Below are 20,369 nucleotides of genomic sequence, written 5' to 3'. Positions count from 1 at the left end.
AGAATAGAAAGCAGGGAGAATAATGAAGTACGAACAATTGGCCAAAGATATTATTAAAAATGTCGGTGGTAAAGAAAACGTTACTAGTGTCGTCCATTGTATTACCCGTCTTCGCTTTAAATTAAAAGATGAAAGTAAAGCGAATACAGACGTGTTAAAAAATATGGATGGTGTTGTGACAGTCATGAAAAGTGGTGGCCAATATCAAGTAGTTATCGGCAACCATGTGCCTGATGTGTATAAAGCAGTTGTAGAGGTTGGAGGTTTTAACGCCGAAGCGCCTGTTGATGCTGATGATAATGTTGAAAAAGGTAATCTATTTAACCGTTTTATTGATATGATTTCCGGTATCTTCACTCCGATACTTGGGGTATTGGCTGCCTCTGGTATGATTAAAGGTTTCAACGCTTTGTTTGTTGCGCTTGGATGGCTTAATGAAGAAGGTGGAACGTACCAAATTTTAAATGCAACAGGAGATGCGCTATTTTATTTCTTACCGATTATTTTAGGTTATAGTGCAATGAAAAAATTCGGTGGAACGCCTTTTATTGGTATGGTTATCGGGATGGCTTTGGTTTATCCAGCACTTGAAGGAATACCGGAAGCAGGAGAACCTTTGTATACATTGTTTGCGGGAACCATGTTTGAATCACCTGTCTATATTGAGTTCTTTGGTATCCCGGTTATTTTAATGACCTATTCCATGTCCGTTATACCAATCATTGTCTCAGCATTTTTTGCAGCCAAGCTTGAAAAATTCTTTGCGAAAGTTATTCCATCCGTTGTAAAAATGTTTTTAGTTCCGATGTTTACATTGCTGATTATTATCCCATTAACTTTTATTGTGATTGGTCCTATCGCAACTTGGGCAAGTCAGATACTAGGACAAGCAACGGTTTGGATCTATGATTTAAGTCCTGTTATCGCGGGGGCTTTCCTTGGTGGCTTTTGGTTGGTATTTGTTATGTTTGGGCTACATTGGGGACTCGTTCCGATTGCAATCAATAATTTTGCCGTTTCCGGGGTTGACCCAATTTTAGCATTGATATTTGTTCATTCATTTGCTTTAGCAGCAGCTGTTCTGGCTGTTTGGATTAAAACGAAAAATAAAAATACAAAAACACTTAGTGCACCAGCATTTATTTCTTCCATATTTGGTGTGACCGAACCCGCTTTATATGGTATCGCTTTGCCATTAAAAAGACCGTTTATTTTCACACTTGTTTCGTCAGCAATTGGTGGAGCAATACTAGGATTATTTGGTACAAAAGGCTATGTAATGGGTGGGCTTGGTATATTCCAATTCCCGAGTTTGATTCATCCGGAAGAAGGTTTAAATACAGCATTCATGGGTTCCATTGTGGCTGTTGTGGTTGGCGCAGTTCTAGCTTTTGTGTTGACTTATTTCTTTGGTGGTTTTAACAAAAAAGCAGACACAGCAGTAGCGGAAGAACCCTCTCAACCAGCAGAAGAACCTACTGTAGAAACTGTTGAAGAAAATGTAAAAAATGAAGATCTTTTCAGTCCATTAAATGGTGAAGTAATAGCATTGGAAGAAGTGAAAGATTCCGCATTTGCATCGGGTGCACTTGGAAAAGGGATTGCGATTGAACCTGCAGAAGGAAAATTACTTTCACCTGCATCTGGAACAGTCACAGCATTATTCCCTACGAACCATGCCATTGGAATTACAACCGATCTCGGAGCAGAAATTCTAATTCATATCGGCATGGACACGGTGCAACTGGATGGAAAGCACTTCACAGGTCATGTGGAACAAGGAGCAAAATTAGATAAAGGGCAACTCCTTATTGAATTTGACGTTGCACAAATTAAAGAAGCTGGCTTTCCGGTAACAACGCCGATCATTGTAACTAATTGGGATAAATATAAAGATATTGCTATAACTGAAAGTGAACAAATCTTAACTGGCGACCAGCTACTTTCATTGGAAGGATAATCGAAAATAACAGGAGGAAAGTGTTCCAGCCTTTCCTCTTTATCACAAGACGAAGGAGTTTTTATCATGTCAACATTTCCTAAAGGATTTTTATGGGGCGGTGCTTTAGCCGCCAATCAAGTAGAAGGTGCATATTTAGAGGATGGAAAAGGGTTAACGTCTGTTGATTTGATGCCAACAGGTGAAAAACGCTGGAATGTTATGAATGGAAACATCGATTCTTTAAAACCTGTCGAAGGTGAATTTTACCCATCACATAAGGCTATTGACTTTTATCATCATTATAAAGAAGATATCGCATTGTTTGCCGAGATGGGTTTTAAGGCATTACGAGTCTCCATTTCCTGGGCGCGTATTTTTCCAAATGGAGATGATGAAACGCCTAATGAAGCCGGCCTCCAGTTTTATGACGATTTGTTCGATGAATTACGTAAATATAACATCGAACCGGTCGTAACCATAGCGCACTTTGATGTTCCTGTACACTTAATTGAAGCATATGGCAGCTGGAGAAACCGCAAGCTTGTAGACTTCTTTGAAACCTATGCAAAAACGATTTTTAATCGCTATCAAGACAAAGTGAAATATTGGATGACTTTCAATGAAATCAACATGCTCTTGCATCTGCCATTTGTTGGTGCTGGCCTTGTCTTTAAAGAAGGCGAAAATGAAACACAAATCAAGTATCAGGCAGCACATCATCAGCTGGTTGCAAGTGCCCGTGCTGTCAAGGCATGCCATGAAATCATTCCTGATGCAAAAATCGGCTGTATGCTGGCAGCAGGTACCACTTATCCGTATACCGCCAATCCAGACGATGTTTATAAAGCAATGCAACAAGATCAGGAATCGTTCTTCTTCATTGATGTTCAATCCCGCGGAGAATACCCGGGTTATGCCAAGCGTTTCTTCAAGGACAACCATTTAACCATTGAAATGGAAGAAGGCGATGAAGAACTGTTGAAAAATCACACCGTCGATTATATTGGATTTAGCTATTATTCCAGCAAAACAACAAGTACGGATCCGGAAGTGTTGAAAGATCAAACAAGCGGCAATGTGTTTGGCTCGGTTACAAATCCGTATCTTGAAACATCCGATTGGGGCTGGACGATTGATCCAAAAGGCTTTCGTATTACGGCAAACCAGCTTTACGATCGCTATCAGAAACCATTATTTGTTGTGGAAAACGGTCTTGGCGCAATTGACGAGCCGAATGCTGATGGTACGATTGATGACGATTACCGGATTGATTATTTGCGAAAACATATTGCCGAAATGGGCGAGGCAATTGAGGATGGCGTGGATATCATCGGCTATACAAGCTGGGGCCCAATTGACATTGTTAGTGCCTCTACTGGTGAAATGAAAAAACGGTATGGCTATATTTATGTAGATCGGGATAATGAAGGAAACGGATCACTGAAACGTTCGAAAAAGAAAAGCTTTGATTGGTATAAACAGGTCATTGCGACAAATGGAGAAGTTCTCTAATCTAAAAGGGAAAGCCTCGATGGCTTTCCCTTTTAGATTTGGAGGTTATATTTCTTCAGCATCGCCTCAATAGCATAAGCTACCCCGTTTTCATTGTTTGTTTTTGTTGTATACTTACACCCTTCTTTTATTTCCCCTACTGCATTTCCCATCGCAACTCCATGTCCTGCTTGTTCAAGCATACTTCGATCATTTAAATTATCGCCCAATGCCATGACGTCTTTCATTTGGATGCCCAGACTATTTGCGAAGTCTTTGAGTGCAGTACCTTTTTGTGCATCCTTATGATTAAATTCAAGATTCATAGGACCAGAAGAAGTAATGGCCAATCCAGACTTATTTTCCAAACTTTTAATAGTGTTGCGCAATACCTTATCTTGAAGGGAGAAACCTAGAATTTTGTACACCTTCATGTTCTCATTTGAAAGAATCTCCTCGTAATTTTGGATAAATTGAACTTGCTCATCTTGAAACCGTTGTTCAACGTATTGCTGGATTTCTTCTTCAGTGATATCAGGATTAGCAGTTTTCATAATATTAATGATAACTTCCATGAATCGATGTCTGCCGTTTGAAAAAACACCGAAATTCGTAAAAAATTCAATATACATGACGGATGTTTGACAAACGGATATGATTTCCCGACAAGTAGACAAATCCATTGTTATCGTACGGATCAAATTTTTATTCAAATCATACGTGTTGGCCCCATTAAGGCAAATGATTGGACATGAAATTCCCGAAGCCTGAAGTGGTTTGCTGGCAGCGTTAAAGGATCTTCCGGTTGCTGCAACGAACTTGATCCCTCTTTCCCCAGCCTTTTTAATTGCCTTTAAATTTTCCCGACTGATTTCACCTATATCGTTTAAAAGTGTCCCATCTAAATCTGAAGCTATAAGTCTCATTTAAGTTACCTCATTTGCTGTATTATTTATCTCTACTATACCTTAAATAACTAATAAATGCTTCCGGCTGAACTTGGCCGGGGTGAGGGGTAAACGTTGAGATTATGTTATTATTAATATATAATAGACTTAAATCGAATAATTAGTTTTACAGGATTGTTACTGATAAAGCAGGCAAAACCTAAACAAGTATTGTACCTTCAATGAAAGGGTGCACACTTGTTTAGGTTTTTTTAGTTAAATTTTAAAACAGGAGGAAATAAACATGCCACAAACCGAAAAAAGATTCCCGGAAGGATTTTTATGGGGAGGAGCAACTGCAGCCAACCAGATAGAAGGCGGATTTCACGAAGGAAACAAAGGATTAAATATTGCTGATGTTTTACCAGGTGGAAAAGAACGTCTTTCCATATTGCAATCCTCCGGCTTTGATTTTGACATTCATGAGGATAAATATAGCTATCCAAACCATGAAGCAATTGACTTTCACCACCGATACAAAGAAGATATTGCACTGTTTGCGGAAATGGGCTTTAAGGCATACCGCATGTCAATTGCCTGGACACGAATTTTCCCAAACGGAGACGAGCTGGAACCAAACGAAGAAGGACTGGCTTTCTATGATCGTGTTTTTGATGAACTGCACAAATATGGAATTGAACCAGTTGTAACGATTTCCCATTATGAAATGCCGGTAAATCTTGTCAAGGAATATGGCGGCTGGCGAAATCGAGACGTTGTTACGTTCTTTGAAAGATACGTGAATGTGATTTTTAATCGTTATAAAAATAAGGTCAAATATTGGATGACATTTAATGAGATCAATAGTGGATTAATGATGCCTATTATGGGACTTGGCTTTTCCATCCAAAACGAGGAAGATCGTTATCAACCAACGTTTCAGGCGTTTCATCACCAATTTGTTGCCAGTAGCATCGCTGTCAAAGCCTGTCATGAGATTATCCCAGATTCAAAAATCGGTTGTATGATCATATATGCACCTGTTTACGCATATGATTCGAATCCTGAAAACGTGATGTATGCACTGCAAGAAGAGAATCTTTTCAATTACTTCTGTGCCGATGTTCAAGTGCGCGGGGAATATCCAGCCTTTATCAACCGATATTTCAAGGAACATGGCATTAAACTGGATATTCATGAAGGAGATTTGGAGTTAATTAAAGAGCATACAGTAGACTATATTGCCTTTAGTTACTACATGTCACGAACGGAGAAAAAAGAAAAGGACGAACAGGAAAAGACGAAAGGAAATATCATGAGTGGGGTTAAAAATCCATTCCTGAAAGCCAGTGATTGGGGCTGGGAGATTGACCCAATCGGTTTAAGAATTTCCTTGAATAAGTTATATGGCAGATATGAAGTACCCTTGTTTGTTGTTGAAAACGGGCTGGGCGCATATGACAAAGTAGAAGCAGACGGGTCAATCAATGATGATTATCGAATTGATTATCTGCGTGAACATATCAAGGCAATGCGTGAAGCAATAGAAGATGGCGTTGAACTGATGGGTTACACAAGCTGGGGATGCATTGATTTGGTTAGTGCTTCAACGGGTGAAATGTCCAAACGCTATGGCTTCATCTACGTAGACAAGGATGATAAAGGAAACGGAACATTGGAAAGAAGCCGTAAAAAATCCTTCTACTGGTATAAAGACGTTATTGCAACTAATGGTCAAAAGCTATAATCAGAACAACCCCCGGTTTGAGTAAGTTATCAAATTGGGGGTTTTTATATGAGCAATTGCTAACAACCCGTATCCAAAGGGCCCGCGTTTTCAAACTCAAATAAGCTCCCGAACCAACTGATCATAAACCTTCATATCCGTAAATGATTGAAGGGGATAATAGGTTTTATTTGGTACCACGCGTTTAATTGTTGGCAGCAGACGTTCATGACAGACGATCAGATCGGCATCCTCGGGAATATCGTTAATTGATGCATTCTCAACTGTGATTGGCAAATTGGCCTGTTGCAGTTTTTTCCGCAGCATGGCTCCTCCCATCGCACTGGAGCCTATTCCTGCCTCACATACAAAATAAATAGAATGAATGGCGGCTCCCTTCAAGGTCTTCTCGTCCGCTGCATTCATCACCTTTTCCCCGGAATTATCGGCCATATCCTCATTCTCTTGAGGCAGCCTGCCACTTTCTGTTAATCTATAAAATATATTGATCGTCTCTTTCGTATCATTCACTGTTGGCGATTCCGATACTTGACGCAATAAACATATACTTACCAAGAAGGATGCCAGCCCGGATAAAAGGATGCCTAGCAGAACAAACAGCATATCTGCTTTTGGCGCTAATCCGACCAGAAGTAAAGCACTACCAGGGGAAGGAATGGCCACTAGACCAACATGAAATAGCTGAAAACTATACACCCCGACCATCCCACCTAAAATGACAGCAATGATTAGCCTTGGCTTCTTAAGTACATATGGAAAATAAACTTCATGTATTCCACCAAAAAAATGGACCAAGGTAGCCAGTTTCGCACCCTTTCTTTGTTCTCCCTTTGTTTTCAGCCAATAAGCAAGCAGGATCCCCAAGCCCGGACCTGGATTTGATTCGATTAAGAAAAATAGTGATTTGCCTAATTCGTTGACCTGATGGATTCCCAAGGGAGCCAAGATTCCGAAATTTACAACGTTATTAAAAAACAATACCTTAGCTGGCTCCACGAATACAGCCACAATCGGCAGCCAGCTGGAACTGACAATGGATTCCAGAAATTGAAGCGTTAGTTCTATCCCGGTAGAGAATATCTTTCCTATGTACAAATAACAAACCAATGTGAATAAAAATGCAATAAAAGCAGTCAATATATTTCCAATTAGGAGTTCATACCCGGCTCCCGGCAATTTTTTGATAATGTATTGGTCAATTTTCTTGATTACCCACCCTGAAACCGGTCCAATAATCATTGCGCCAAGTATGGCCGGCACTGTACTGGAAAGCGTCAATCCAAATATAGCTACGGCCGCTGTAGCTCCCCCTTTTTGCCCGCCAATTAATCTTCCACCGGTAAATCCTATCAGTACAGGCAAAATGGTATGGTATACCGGGTTAACTAATTGTATAATCGTTTCGTTGTACCACCAGCCATAATCGCCGAAAATCACACGTATAAAACCGACAGCAACGATGATGATGATATTTTGATACACCATCGCACTAAAAAGTTGGGCGAATCTCCTCATTTTGCATCATAACCCCTTTGCCACGGAAGTTATTCTCTGTTCAAACGCCCCCGTTAACACCCTTTCAAATAAGCGATGCACCCCATGTACATCCTCATTTATGATTCCGTTTAGAAAATCTTCCTCAATAAACGATGCCGGAATTTCACTGATCATTTTCATATGTTCTTCAGGAGCATCTGCCGGAACAACCAACAGAAGGATCACTTGCACATGTTGTTTGCTCCCATCATCATTATACCATGGTACAGGTTTTTCAGTACGAAATACTGCTGCAAGCGGAGCCATCACCCCTTTTGATTTGGTATGCAGCATCGCCAGACCATCCAATATGAAACCACCCTGCTGCTCTCTTTCTTTTATATCGGCAATAAGTATATCCAAATTGGCAACAGCTCCAGCATTTTCCATGTGAATCAGGAGACTGGATATCCGGTCAGAACCGACTTTCACATGTTCATATACACGGAAATTCCTTAATATATGCATCATGCCTTCCCCATATGTTGCAAGGGATAGTAGAGAAGCAGATTCATATTCTTTTTTATCATCCACATTTGCTGCCGGTGCCGGGGTTTTTTTCTCCGTATGAATGGTACTGACCAATGAATTCCTAATTCTGTTAAGGTCTTCTTTTTTTAGAAAAGGGCTTACGACCACCACATCCATAGCACTTGCAACAGGCAAGTTAACCGTGGAAATAATAATATCCGCATTACGGTCATCCTGTAACCACTCTGCAAGTTCATTCATAGAGATGACCGCTTCCACTTGCAAATTTGGAATTTCGGAACGGATTTTCGTAGCTAGATACATAGATGTTCCAAGCCCGCTCGCGCAAACAACTACCGCCTTGTATTGCTCCTTCGCATAACTTTCAATCCGCAGTATCGAGGCGCCGACATGCATGGTCAAGTAACCGACTTCATCTTCTGGTATAGAATAACCTATTTTTTCTGTCAGCATCGCACAGGCATTTTCGCAGGCAGCAAAGACATCCGGATAATTTTCCTTTATCTTGTCCAGCATCGGGTTGTGTATTTGCAAATGATATTTCAGCCGGTTAAGTACCGGTACAAAATGGGAGACCAAACCGTCGAACAGCAGTTTATCCCCTTCAAAAGATGTACCGAGATCATATTCGATGGAACGAATGAAGCTTTGCGTCAACTCAATCCACATAAATTCTTCACTGCTGCCATCTTTTTCGTTCATTTCCGTAGACACCTTTGCACCCGCCAAATGCAGTGAAATATACTTTATTTCAATCTCGGGGAATGTCAGCGAAAATACTTGCTCCAAACGATTGACAATTTTTTCGGCCAGTAAAAGCGTCTCTGATTCAATAGGCTCCCATTGGCTTAAGTTGGTGTACTCGATTACCTTTCCACTTTGGATCCTTTCCATTGATAATACGATATGAATGATCAGATTCACATAATTTCTATCCGTTAAAACAACATTTGATTGCTCATCCAATACCTCACTTAATACATGATCCACATCGATGATTTTGTCGGTTTGAACAAACTTCAGCAATCTATTGCGAATGACCGAGCCCAACTTTCCGTACAAAATTTTATCTCCTGCTGGCTCCTGGAAAAACTCCAGCCAGTCTTCAAAAGTAATGTCCTTATGCAGCAGGCGTGACAGCAAAGTCCTACGCTGCTGCTCTGTGCCATCAATGTAAACGCCAATTCCCGGTGCACGTTCGACCTTCATACCGATCTCCTCAAAAGCTGCACTGACCTTATCCAGATCATAAGCAATGGTCGCTGCAGAAACACCGAATTTGGCACTGAAATACCCCGTTTTCAATGGTCCGTTCGACAATAAAAGATCATAGGCAATGCCTTCCTGGCGCTCTTCCGGAGAGTATGTGGCCATTACTTGTGCGTCCTGCAGGTGGGCTTTCAGTCTCTGGATATTTGCTTCAGACCCCTGCAACTGAAGGCCGGAACCAATTTTTTTGGCTATTTTAACATGATAACGGTTTAAAATAGGTGCAAGTGATTTGACCTCCCTTTGAATGGTCCGCACACTCAACTTGAAGTATTCAGAAAGAGATTTATAGGTAATTAGTTTATTTTCATTCATGAAAGCCCGTAATATTTCTTTTTGCCGCGAATTCAAAAATATAGACTGTTCCACACCTTTCATCCTCTCTGTCTCAAATGAAACCGCCTACTGAAGCTATTCTATTCATTATATCATCTCTTTAGGAATGAAATAGGGGTTTGACATGATCATATATCTTTTTATACATATGATAACCAGTATCGTACTGTTTAGCATTTTCATGAATCATGGCGGTCTCATTGCCGGTGTCAAAAAATGCCGGGAATGCCTTCGCGTTCTCCCAGACACCTGTGCCAAGACCCGCCAATAAAGACGCGCCAAATGCCGGACCTTCCCTGCCATCAAAAAAGGTTAGCCCCCGTCCCAAAACATCCGTCAAAATCTGCCGCCATGCCGGACTTTTGCTTGCACCGCCAGTTACATATAAATCATTAATGGATACATTGCAGCGCTTAATCAATTCATAACAATCACGCAGGCTGTACGATACACCTTCCAAAACAGCTCTCGTGAAATGGTCGCGAGTATGCTGATAATGGATACCGAAGAAAACCCCTCTGGCATCGGGATCATTATGCGGTGTGCGCTCACCATTCAGATAAGGAAGATAATACAATCCCCTTGCCCCTGCTGGAATGTCGTCTATTCCTGCAAGAAATGCGTCATACGATTCTTCTGAAAACGTGTGCTTAAACCAGTTTAACGACATCCCCGCCGATAATGTTACACCCATCGCGTGCCAGGTATCCGGCAAACAATGACAAAACTGATGTAATGTAGCCAGCTGCTCGTCATCGTGGACGATTGGGAGTTGTTTTAGTGGAGCAAAAACAGTGCCTGATGTTCCCACACTGACAATACCCGATCCCTCTTCATATATGCCATTGCCAAGGGCTGCCGCTGCATTATCACCGGCACCGGCAACAATTTCTGTACCAACCGCTAATTCCGTAACCGTGGCTGCATGCTGTGACACATTCCCCACAATCGTCTGACTTTCATGAACTTCCGGCAGCCAGGCTAATGGAATACCCAGCGCCTCCACCATTTCTCTGGACCACATTCGCTTTTTTGTATCAAGCAGTGCCGTACCACTTGCGTCTGAAACATCACAGGAAAAAACCCCACTCAATTTAAAAACGATATAATCCTTTGGCAACATCACATGCCGAATGCGCGCAAACCGTTCCGGCTCATGCTTTCTGACCCATAGTAGTTTTGGTGCTGTAAACCCTGGAAGTACGGCGTTGCGAGTGATCCCCAACACGCTGCTCTTGCCTACAATTTGTTCTATTTCCGTACATTCTTTATGCGTTCTGACATCGTTCCATAATATGGCATTCCCCAGTTCCTCCTTATTTTCATCCAGTAAAACCAGACTGTGCATCTGTCCCGATACACCAATTCCCCGTATCTGATCCGGTTTGATTCCTTTGTCCCAAATCTGCTTTAGTGATTTCTGTACGGCATGCCACCATTGTAGTGGATCCTGTTCCGCCCAGCCGGCTTTTGGAACGTAGAAATCATAGGAATAGCTTCCTACTGCGACCGTATGACCATTTGTATCCACTACAAGTATTTTCGTTCCCTGTGTGCCGATATCGATTCCCATTAACAATTCTTTATCCATCTGATAACCCCTTTATCAACAAAGAGGAAAAGCCATGTATGGTGACTTTTCCCTTTTTTGCGTGTTTATTTTTGTCTTATAATTCGTGTTCAAAAAGGAGGATAAAAAGGACCAAGAAGTTCTAGGCGGCGTAGCTTTGAGCACCGGAGTGTACGTAAAGGTACATGAGGAGCGGAAAAGCAAGCCAACGAAGAAATTCGAAGCGTCATTTTTACCGGACTTTTTGAACATCCTTACAACTTGATTTGCACTTTTAAATCATCAGGATTCCTTGGCCCTTTCAGAAAGTCAATCGTCTCCTCAAGCGATATTTCTTTCGAGATGATATGTTCAAGGTCAATCCGGCCGTTCTTCACCCACTCAAATGCTGGCAGGAATGTGTGGTTAATGGCCATCGTGCCAAGTATTGTCCAGTCATTGTTATACAATTTGAATGTATCTACCGGTACAGCAGCTTCTTTCGGTGTCACTCCGAACTGCAGGTATGTTGCCGTTTTTCCCATGTATTGAAATGCCTGTTCAATCACTTTTGGAATACCGGTAGCGTCAATCACCACGTCAAATCCATGCGGGTAATCTTTCTTGTTCAATTCTTTTTCGATATTTTCACTTAACACCCCTTTGGTAGCGCCCCATTCAAGTGCCATATCGAGCTTATCCTGCGAGATATCCACGACAACAAGTTCAGATGCTCCGGCCATTTTCACGGATTGAATCAGCTGCTGCCCCATCGCGCCGGCACCAAATAGTATCACCCTTTTGCCAACCTGCAGATTGAGTCGATTCATTCCATGGACGACACAGGCCATTGGTTCGATAAAAGCCGCTTCGGCAAATGACATGGAATCGGGGATTTTTACAACGTTTTTACTTGGGACTTTGACATACTCCGCCATGCTGCCATCCACTGTATTACCGATCGCTCCCCAATTTTCACATTGGTTGCCGCGATTGGTCAGACAAAATTCGCAATGCCCGCAAAAAAGCGATGGATCAGCCGTGACTCTTTCCCCCTCTTCATACCCCTGTACGTTTTCGCCAATTTCATACACGGTGCCAGAAAATTCATGTCCCGGTATGATCGGATATGGTGAGAGGAATTCTCCTTGGAAAATATGAATATCCGTCCCGCATATGCCGATATTTTCTACCTTGATGGTTACTTCATCGGCTCCCGGCTTCGGGTAAGGAACCTCTTTCACAGATGCTGTATATGGTTTCTCAATAACTAAAGCTTTCATATATTATTCATTCCTTTCCATTTGAATTTGTTGATTACTATACAATAATAGCCTTTTCTCAGACACTGCATGATGTGTTGAATGAAGTATTCGTCCTGTATATTTCATATTTATTCATGCGATGATTTATCCTTTTACCGCTCCCATCGTCAAACCTCTAACCAGTTGTTTCTGTGTAAACCAGCCCAAAATGATAACTGGGAAAATGGAGATAGACGCAGCTGCTGACATTTTTGCCCAGAATAATCCTTCCTGTGTCATATAGGACGCCATATATACTGGCAGTGTCGCAGCATTGGTGTAACTCAAACTGACGGCGAAAAAGAATTCATTCCAGGCAAACACCATCGATAATAGTGCGGTCGATACCAGCCCTGGTCTGACAAGCGGCAAAACCACTTTAAAGAAAGATTGCAACCCGGATGCACCATCGACCTGTGTAGCTTCGATAATCTCATAGGATACATCGTTGAAAAATGACCGCATCATCCAAACAATCAAAGGTATATTCATACCGGCGTAAAGCAATATTAAGGCAGGCAAGGAATCTAATAGATTTACATTTTTGAACAATAGATACAGTGGGATAATGATCCCCGCAACAGGCAGGAACCTGGTAGAAATCATCCAGAATAAAATATCATTTTTCCGCTTTACCTTTAATAATGCCAGGGCATATGCTGCGGGAACTCCAAGCAAAAGCGCGATTACTGTGGACACCACCGTAACAACAACAGAGTTAGCAAAGAACCCGCCTATTCCCGCCTGCCAGACAATTTCAAAATTCTCTAGTGACGGCTTGAAAAAGAGGGAAGGCGGAATGTTGATGGCTTCACTTTCCGATTTGAATCCCGTAATGAAAATCCATAGAATTGGGAAAAAGAACAAAATGGCAATCACATAGGTAAGCAGTGTCAGTCCGCCTGATGCAATTCTTTTCATGACTGTTCCTCCCTGAACATACGACTTAATAATTTAAACATGAACATCATCATAATGATCGTTAATATAACCGTCAGCACACCTACTGCCGATGCCTCCCCGATATCCCAGTTCTGGAACCCGATACGATAAACCAAAAATGATAGATTGGTAGAAGCATAACCCGGACCACCAGCGGTTGTGACGTAGATCTCGCCAAACACCTGCAGGATGAACATCAGCCCCAGCAATAACACGACCTCAATATATCGGAATAAATGCGGGATGGTAACATGGATGAACTGGCCGATTTTATTCGCCCCATCCAGTTGTGCTGCTTCGATCAGTTCATCCGGCAGTGACTGCAAACCTGCCAATAGAATCAACATGAAAAACGGCGTCCACATCCACGATACGATTAGTATGATTGAAAAAAGCGGATGTGCAGACAACCAATCAATCGGTGCCTTTCCAAATACATGGGCAAAATAAGACGACATACCGAAATTGGGATTGTACATCAATGTTTTCCATACAATCGCCGATACAGTCGGCATCACAAAAAAAGGTGTAATGAATATTGTACGAACGATGCCTTTTCCCCAAAAATGGCGATTCATCAGTAGCGCAAATGCAAATCCCAATAGGAAGCATATGATTAAAACAGCCACCGTAAGCGCAACCGTATTCCCAAATACCTGATAAAAGGAAGATGAGGTCAGGATCTTTTTGAAATTCGCCAGCCCATTAAATACAATACCTTTGTCCGGACGCATTAAATTCCAATCTTGAAAACTAAAATAAATCGTGATCAAAAAAGGAATCTGCGTCATGATAATCAGGTAAATGGCACTTGGCAATATTAACCTTTTCACAGGAGGCTGGTTGGAAGCTCTTCTCTTTTTTTCAGTTGTTTGCATACTCATCCCCCCTTGTTTTTATTTTGAAATTTAGTTTCTTGCCTTTGACCAATTGTTGTACTACAAACCTGGAGGAATAGAGGAAGATGTCCATCCTCCTCTATTCTCTCTGTAAACCTAGTAAGATAATTTGACGAATCCTACAGTCAGCTATTTTTTATATCCTCCCTCTTCAGCTGCATCTTCTGCCAACTTTTGGGCTTCCTTCATGGCTTGATCTACTGATTTATCTCCGGAAATCGCCGCTGCAATCTGTTGGCTGACCTCTGTTCCAAGTGACTGGAACTCCGGAATGGCAACATACTGTGCACCGACATATGGAACAGGATCCACGGCAGGGTTATCATAATCTACACTTTGAATACTTTCCAGAACCATATCCGCAAAAGGTGCTGCCTCTCTGTATTCCGGGTTTTCATAGGTTGAGATTCTCGTCCCGGATGGTGCAACAACCCAGCCTTTTTCCTTGCCCACAAGTTCTACATATTCCTTACTTGTAGACCATTTAATGAATTCGAACGCTGCATCTTTATTTTTACTCGCTGATTCAATTGCTAGTGACCAGGCATACAGTCCGCCAGTATTTTCTTCCTTCACCTGTGTCGGTGCAAAAGCATAACCAATCTTTCCAGCTACGGAAGAGTCATCCGGATTGTTCAATGTTCCAGCAGCAACTGTTGCGTCATACCACATTGCAGCTTTACCGGTAGACATGATGGTCAATGCTTCCGTAAATCCGGTACTCGTTGCCCCGGGCTGACCGGCATCTTTTAACAAATCAACATAGAAATTCACCGCATTTTTGGTTTCCTTGCTATCAAGATTTGCATTCCAATCCTTGTCATAATACGACCCGCCAAAGGAATTGATTACCGTCGTCAACGGTGCCATCATTTCTCCCCATCCCGGCAGCCCACGCAAGACGATTCCAGGTGTACCAGTCTTTTCTTTGATCTCGCGTGCCATATCGCCAACTTCTTCCCAGGTCGGATGCTTAGGCATTTTCAGACCAGCTTCTTTGAAAATCTCTTTGTTGTAATAAAACATCGTGCTTTCCCCATAAAAGGGCAGTGCATACAGACTATCATCATAAGTAAGCGCCTCTCTCATTGTCGGAAAGATATCTTCCAGGTCATATGCTTTTTTGTCATCTTCACTCATTTCATCCAGTCTTGGGCTGATTGGTTCAATCCACTCATTCTTGGCCCAGATTGGTGTATCATAGGTACTGATGGTCACGATATCAAACGCGCCTGCTCCAAGACCGACATCCTCTGTTACTTTTTTACGAAGATCGTTCTCCGGCAAAACAACAAATTCAACTTTGATTCCTTTGTCTTTTTCGAAATGCTTTTTCGTCAGATCCTGCATAATTTTCATATCCGGGTTATTGACGGTAGCAATTTTTAAAACCTTACTATCCTTGTTACCCCCCTCTTTTTCACCCTCCCCGGCAACGCTATCACCGGGAGAGGTGGAACTACATCCGGCAATGATGATTATAAGCGCTATTAAAACAACGAATAACAGGCCAAACCTTTTCTTCATGCAAACTCCCCTTGTTTTTTTGTACTTTCTTTATATTAAGTATAGCAAAAGATTTGGGCTGTAAATAAGGAAAGATGTCACAGGATTGTCACAACTATTACGTGACAAAATTGAGAAGGCTTTGGGGTCTGGGCAACTTTGAAAGTGAATAGGTAATTGGGCTGTAACTTGGATGTAAACTTTTCTAAATGGGGCCCTTTTCTATAGATTATCGTAAGAAAGAAAAGTATAGTTATTAAACCTGAGAATGAACAAGCCCATTTCTAAAATAATTGCTTTTTAGAAATGGGCCGTTATGATCTCTTTTTAATTATTGGGCAGTATAGCCACCATCAACAAGTAAGGTTGTGCCATTAACAAAACTTGCATCATCACTTGCCAAAAACAGGACAGCTTTTGCTATTTCTTCCGGCTTTCCAAGTCTGCCCTGTGGGTGAAGGGAAGCGAGGTATTCTTTTTGCTCCGAATCTGCTTCTTTTAATAAGGGGGTATCTATATAACCCGGGCATACTGCGTTCACACGAATTCCTTCTTTTGCATAAGCGGTACATAAGTTTTGGGTTAATAACTTCACGCCACCTTTTGCAGAGGAATAGGCTGTTGGATTTGGCAGTGCTACGAAGCTGTGAATCGAACCAGCGTTAACAATGACACCACCATTTCCTTGTTTTAAAAACTGATCGATTGCATATTTATCAGAAAGAAATACGCCAGACAAATTAATATCAATGGTTCTCTTCCATTTTTCATAAGATAATTCATGTGCCGGAGCCTCATCAGCAATTCCGGCATTTGCATACATAATATCAAGTTTACCGTATTTATTCACGGTTTCTTTGATCAGTTGTTTGATGTCCTCTTCTTTTGTTACGTCTGTTTTAACAAATAACGTATCGTGTCCACTGTTATTCAATTCCTCCGATACATCTTTACCGCGTTCAGATAAATCGGCAATAACGACACTTGCTCCTTCCTCCGTAAACAAGCGCACAGTCGCCTCGCCAATTCCACTCGCTCCACCTGTTACAATCGCTACTTTATCTTTTAATTTCATCTTAAACCCTCCATTATAAACTTGCTTCGATCATATCCTGCATTACCTTGCTGTTGCTCCACCATCAATCACAAATTCTGCCCCTGTCGAGAATGCTGATTCATCGGAAGCAAGGAATAGCACTGTATTGGCAACATCATTTACAGTCCCCAAATGCCCTAATGGAAATAAATTTTCACCTAGTTGTTCTTTTGTATTTCCGGTAACTTCAGAAGCATAGTCCGCCATTCCAGTGTCAATGTATCCGGGATGGATCGAATTCACTCTAACACTTGAGGAAGCATATTCCATTGCTGCATCTTTTGTCATAATACGTACTGCTCCCTTACTTGCACCGTAAAGAACATGTCCTGGAGAACCAGACAGTCCTGCTATGGAAGATGCATTAATCACGGAACCTTTATTTTGCTTTGCCATCAGCGGCATGATATGTTTCATCCCAAGGAATACACCGGTCACATTAATCGACATGAGACGATTCCATTCTTCCAGTTCAATCTCTGCTACTGGTTTTATAATATAGATTCCAGCATTGTTGAAAAGAACATCCACTTTGCCAAATGTATTAATCGTATCCTCTGCAACTGTTTTCCAGTCATCTTCTTTGCTGACATCGTGATGGATGAACAATGCCTCGCCACCATTTGTGTGAATATCCTTTACGGCCTGTTCCCCAGTTTCCTGGTTTATGTCCGTGATAACCACTTTAGCTCCTTCTTTGGCAAATAACAGTGCTGTTTCTTTACCAATACCTGTCCCTCCACCTGTTATAATGGCTACTTTGTTTTCAAGTCTCATTAGAACACCTCTCACATATTTTTCAAACCGCATCTTTGTCAGGTTTTACTAACAAATTCAAAAGCATTACCTCCACACCATATTTTATACCCTATTTTTCCTAAAACAATGCATCTAAGTGTTCTCTCCTAACTTCGTGACGCTCTCTCCCGGCTTCGTGTGCGGCTAGCACGCACACGAAGCCGGGGGACCAGCAGCTTGCTACCTTATAACGTATTTGTGAATGAAAAAACATTGCATTTTCGTTAACCCAAGTGCAATATAAAAGATATGAATCAATGAGGAATGATGAAATGAAAAAAATCATGCTAATTCTCCTGGCTGCAGCTGCAATCCTGATTGTTTTGCTTTTAAATAATACCCATAAAAAAAAGGAAAGCACCATCTACGTATCTGTAAATGGAGATGATCAAAATGATGGCACAAAATTAAAGCCATTTCGCACACTTAATAAAGCTGCTTCTGAAGCGAAGGCAGGGACAACCGTCTTGATACGAAAAGGAACCTATCATGAAAAGCTTGTCATCAAATATAGCGGAACAAAATCAAAGCCAATTACTTTTAAAGCATACAAAAAAGATAAGGTAGTTCTAAGTGGAAAAAATCTAAAGGATGTTGCGGGTGATACATCCTTAATTACGATTGATAATAAAAACTATCTAACTATCAGCGGGTTGACAATACAGGATTTAACAACCAATTTACCGGATGAAACGGTCATGGGGATTTATGTAACAGGTTCCAGCAGTCATATTACATTGAAAAACAATCACGTGCGCCGAATAAAAACTCTTGCAGCTGATGGTAATAGTCATGGGATCGCGGTTTACGGAACAGGCGCAATGCGGGAGATCGATATTTCGAATAATGTGGTAGAAGATTTAAAGCTTGGTTCTAGTGAATCTCTTGTTCTTAACGGAAATATTGACGGTTTTAAGGTAGAGCGCAATCTGATTCGCCGAAATGATAACATTGGTATTGATCTGATTGGTTACGAAGGTACCTCTCATAATAAAAAAGCCGACTTTGTACGTCATGGAGTGGTAAAAAATAATAAAATTTATGACATATCCTCTTTTGGCAATCCAGCTTATGGGGATGAATATTCTGCTGGAGGAATTTATGTAGACGGTGGTAAACATATAACCATTAAAAAGAATACTGTTTACCAAAGTGATATTGGAATAGAAGCAACCTCGGAGCATTCCAAAAAATATGCTGATGATATCAAAATGACAAACAATATTTTACATGATAACTTTTACACCGGCATATCAATTGGTGGATATGATAAAAAACGGGGAGGTACCAAGAATTCTTTGATCTCTCAAAATATTATTTATAAAAATGATACAAAGGGTCTTGATGGAGGTCAGCTTTTATTACAGTATGATACAAAAAACAACGTGATAGAAAAAAACATTTTGACCGCTGGACCAGCCCACATATTTGTCGCTAACTACTTTTCAGAAAATAAAGGAAACAAGCTAATGAGGAATGTATTCCAAAAAGAAAAAGGAAAAAATGGAATATGGGTTTGGAAAGACAAAGAATATACTTCTTTTCCTGAATTCAAAAAGGCTTCGAACAGTGATCAAGCATCCAGTTATATAGATCCTGGATATAAACATGAAGAAAAGTATAATTTTGAACTGAAAAAAGATTCACTTGCCAAAAAAATCATCGAATAAACCCGATATTTTGCTAAACAAGGCTTGATCAATCTTAAGGCTATGACCATTGGGTACGGAAATTAAAAAACATGGATACAGTTTTTTGTACCCATGTTTTTCAGTTTAAGAGAACCATCGCTCATTCAATCCAAATTCAATGGAACAGTATCATAACGTTTTTAAAGCATCTTCAATTGGCGTTTCCCCACCAATCATGTCAAAGGCTTTACCAATCGTTTGGTCATTCTCTAGTGATGCAACAATCGTTGACGCAACATCTTCACGAGGAATTTGCCCGCGTTCAAGATCAACCGCCACTTTTACTTTCCCGGTGCCAGGATCGTTGGTCAGTCCACCCGGGCGGATAATTGTATAATCAAGACCACTATTCTCTAGCCACACATCCGCATAATGCTTGGCTGCACTATAGTACGGTGCACCACCCATCCATTTGTCACGATGATGAACGCCAATCGCACTGACAATGACAAACCGTTTCGCCCCAGCCTGTTTGGCCGCTTCCATGGATTTAATCGCACCGTCCAAATCGATCATCATTGTTTTGTCAGCACCCGTATGTCCGCCTGAACCAGCAGTAAATACAACTGCATCTACACCCTTTGCTGCATTAGTGATGTCGTCGATGCTTCCTTCCAAATCAACAAGTGCTGTTTTAGCTCCTTGTTCTTCAAATTTCGCCATTTGCTCTTCCTTTCGAACCATAGCAATGGCGTTATGCTTGCCTGAATCCTGTATCTTTTTCACAACATGTTGACCAATTTGACCATTTGCGCCTATAACAAGTACGTTCATGAATTACCTTCCTTTCTGTCTTCTGATATGCTATTAACGAATATACCCTGCTGGTTAAAAAGGTAAACGTTTAACACGATCCTTCCTCCGTTCGTATAGTCGGAATATTT

At 41.2% G+C, this 20,369-nt stretch carries 15 protein-coding genes; 4 read left to right on the top strand and 11 right to left on the bottom strand.

Going from position 1 to position 20,369, the window contains the following annotated elements:
- Positions 1-22 precede the first annotated feature (22 nt).
- Both ABRT01_RS11950 and ABRT01_RS11945 read left to right on the top strand, forming a co-directional pair.
- Positions 23-1,960, top strand: a complete 1,938-nt coding sequence (locus ABRT01_RS11950) for a beta-glucoside-specific PTS transporter subunit IIABC (RefSeq protein WP_269409961.1) — start codon at positions 23-25, stop codon at positions 1,958-1,960.
- 66 nt (positions 1,961-2,026) lie between these two features.
- A complete protein-coding gene (locus ABRT01_RS11945; RefSeq protein ID WP_269409962.1) occupies positions 2,027-3,454 on the top strand; it encodes a 6-phospho-beta-glucosidase in 1,428 nt (475 codons plus the stop codon).
- Positions 3,455-3,486: 32 nt separating this feature from the next.
- Here ABRT01_RS11945 and ABRT01_RS11940 read toward each other — a convergent pair whose 3' ends face one another.
- Complete coding sequence (locus ABRT01_RS11940) at positions 3,487-4,359, bottom strand: Cof-type HAD-IIB family hydrolase (protein WP_269409963.1); 873 nt, start codon at positions 4,357-4,359, stop codon at positions 3,487-3,489.
- 265 nt (positions 4,360-4,624) lie between these two features.
- Between ABRT01_RS11940 and ABRT01_RS11935 the strand changes: the two genes are divergently transcribed.
- Entirely contained in the window at positions 4,625-6,067 is a 1,443-nt protein-coding gene (locus ABRT01_RS11935; protein ID WP_269409964.1) for a glycoside hydrolase family 1 protein, read from the top strand.
- Positions 6,068-6,163: 96 nt separating this feature from the next.
- Here ABRT01_RS11935 and ABRT01_RS11930 read toward each other — a convergent pair whose 3' ends face one another.
- The 9 genes from ABRT01_RS11930 to ABRT01_RS11890 all read right to left on the bottom strand — a co-directional run bounded on the left by ABRT01_RS11930 (position 6,164) and on the right by ABRT01_RS11890 (position 17,773).
- Positions 6,164-7,582, bottom strand: a complete 1,419-nt coding sequence (locus ABRT01_RS11930; RefSeq protein WP_367747396.1) for a PTS transporter subunit EIIC — start codon at positions 7,580-7,582, stop codon at positions 6,164-6,166.
- A 6-nt stretch (positions 7,583-7,588) separates the two neighbouring features.
- Entirely contained in the window at positions 7,589-9,733 is a 2,145-nt protein-coding gene (locus ABRT01_RS11925; RefSeq protein WP_269409966.1) for a BglG family transcription antiterminator, read from the bottom strand.
- A 67-nt stretch (positions 9,734-9,800) separates the two neighbouring features.
- Positions 9,801-11,291: a xylulokinase gene (xylB, locus tag ABRT01_RS11920; RefSeq protein WP_367747393.1), complete on the bottom strand. Its 1,491-nt coding sequence runs from the start codon at positions 11,289-11,291 to the stop codon at positions 9,801-9,803.
- A gap of 233 nt (positions 11,292-11,524) precedes the next feature.
- Positions 11,525-12,532, bottom strand: coding sequence for a zinc-dependent alcohol dehydrogenase family protein (locus ABRT01_RS11915; RefSeq protein ID WP_269409968.1), 1,008 nt, complete (start codon positions 12,530-12,532; stop codon positions 11,525-11,527).
- Positions 12,533-12,658: 126 nt separating this feature from the next.
- The gene (locus tag ABRT01_RS11910; RefSeq protein ID WP_269409969.1) at positions 12,659-13,474 is read right to left on the bottom strand and encodes a carbohydrate ABC transporter permease; all 816 of its coding nucleotides are present in this window, start codon (positions 13,472-13,474) and stop codon (positions 12,659-12,661) included.
- Complete coding sequence (locus ABRT01_RS11905; protein ID WP_269409970.1) at positions 13,471-14,373, bottom strand: carbohydrate ABC transporter permease; 903 nt, start codon at positions 14,371-14,373, stop codon at positions 13,471-13,473. The genes ABRT01_RS11910 and ABRT01_RS11905 overlap by 4 nt, the downstream gene beginning before the upstream one ends.
- Before the next feature lie 150 nt (positions 14,374-14,523).
- Positions 14,524-15,921 (bottom strand): ABC transporter substrate-binding protein, encoded by a 1,398-nt coding sequence (locus ABRT01_RS11900; RefSeq protein ID WP_269409971.1) that lies wholly within the window; start codon positions 15,919-15,921, stop codon positions 14,524-14,526.
- A 310-nt stretch (positions 15,922-16,231) separates the two neighbouring features.
- A complete protein-coding gene (locus ABRT01_RS11895) occupies positions 16,232-16,975 on the bottom strand; it encodes an SDR family NAD(P)-dependent oxidoreductase (RefSeq protein ID WP_269409972.1) in 744 nt (247 codons plus the stop codon).
- 42 nt (positions 16,976-17,017) lie between these two features.
- On the bottom strand, positions 17,018-17,773 hold the full coding sequence (locus ABRT01_RS11890; protein WP_269409973.1) for an SDR family NAD(P)-dependent oxidoreductase: 756 nt from the start codon (positions 17,771-17,773) through the stop codon (positions 17,018-17,020).
- 293 nt (positions 17,774-18,066) lie between these two features.
- On the opposite strand from ABRT01_RS11890, the gene ABRT01_RS11885 reads away from it, so the two are divergent.
- Positions 18,067-19,464, top strand: a complete 1,398-nt coding sequence (locus tag ABRT01_RS11885; protein ID WP_367747385.1) for a right-handed parallel beta-helix repeat-containing protein — start codon at positions 18,067-18,069, stop codon at positions 19,462-19,464.
- 150 nt (positions 19,465-19,614) lie between these two features.
- Here ABRT01_RS11885 and ABRT01_RS11880 read toward each other — a convergent pair whose 3' ends face one another.
- Complete coding sequence (locus ABRT01_RS11880; RefSeq protein WP_269409975.1) at positions 19,615-20,259, bottom strand: SDR family oxidoreductase; 645 nt, start codon at positions 20,257-20,259, stop codon at positions 19,615-19,617.
- Between the last annotated feature and the right edge of the window lie 110 nt (positions 20,260-20,369).

The organism is Lentibacillus sp. L22, assembly GCF_040812445.1.
Classification (GTDB): domain Bacteria; phylum Bacillota; class Bacilli; order Bacillales; family Amphibacillaceae; genus Lentibacillus_C; species Lentibacillus_C daqui.
The sequence above is the reverse complement of the archived record's forward strand: the minus strand, read 5'-3'. Positions and strand labels throughout refer to the sequence as shown.

What these genes read in the sequence shown, in the direction of transcription:
- ABRT01_RS11950 (WP_269409961.1), top strand. Translation starts at nt 23, where the DNA reads ATGAAGTACGAACAATTGGCCAAAGATATTATTAAAAATGTCGGTGGT.
- ABRT01_RS11945 (WP_269409962.1), top strand. Translation starts at nt 2,027, where the DNA reads ATGTCAACATTTCCTAAAGGATTTTTATGGGGCGGTGCTTTAGCCGCC.
- ABRT01_RS11940 (WP_269409963.1), bottom strand. Translation starts at nt 4,359, where the DNA reads ATGAGACTTATAGCTTCAGATTTAGATGGGACACTTTTAAACGATATA.
- ABRT01_RS11935 (WP_269409964.1), top strand. Translation starts at nt 4,625, where the DNA reads ATGCCACAAACCGAAAAAAGATTCCCGGAAGGATTTTTATGGGGAGGA.
- ABRT01_RS11930 (WP_367747396.1), bottom strand. Translation starts at nt 7,582, where the DNA reads ATGAGGAGATTCGCCCAACTTTTTAGTGCGATGGTGTATCAAAATATC.
- xylB (WP_367747393.1), bottom strand. Translation starts at nt 11,291, where the DNA reads ATGGATAAAGAATTGTTAATGGGAATCGATATCGGCACACAGGGAACG.
- ABRT01_RS11915 (WP_269409968.1), bottom strand. Translation starts at nt 12,532, where the DNA reads ATGAAAGCTTTAGTTATTGAGAAACCATATACAGCATCTGTGAAAGAG.
- ABRT01_RS11910 (WP_269409969.1), bottom strand. Translation starts at nt 13,474, where the DNA reads ATGAAAAGAATTGCATCAGGCGGACTGACACTGCTTACCTATGTGATT.
- ABRT01_RS11905 (WP_269409970.1), bottom strand. Translation starts at nt 14,373, where the DNA reads ATGCAAACAACTGAAAAAAAGAGAAGAGCTTCCAACCAGCCTCCTGTG.
- ABRT01_RS11900 (WP_269409971.1), bottom strand. Translation starts at nt 15,921, where the DNA reads ATGAAGAAAAGGTTTGGCCTGTTATTCGTTGTTTTAATAGCGCTTATA.
- ABRT01_RS11895 (WP_269409972.1), bottom strand. Translation starts at nt 16,975, where the DNA reads ATGAAATTAAAAGATAAAGTAGCGATTGTAACAGGTGGAGCGAGTGGA.
- ABRT01_RS11890 (WP_269409973.1), bottom strand. Translation starts at nt 17,773, where the DNA reads ATGAGACTTGAAAACAAAGTAGCCATTATAACAGGTGGAGGGACAGGT.
- ABRT01_RS11885 (WP_367747385.1), top strand. Translation starts at nt 18,067, where the DNA reads ATGAAAAAAATCATGCTAATTCTCCTGGCTGCAGCTGCAATCCTGATT.
- ABRT01_RS11880 (WP_269409975.1), bottom strand. Translation starts at nt 20,259, where the DNA reads ATGAACGTACTTGTTATAGGCGCAAATGGTCAAATTGGTCAACATGTT.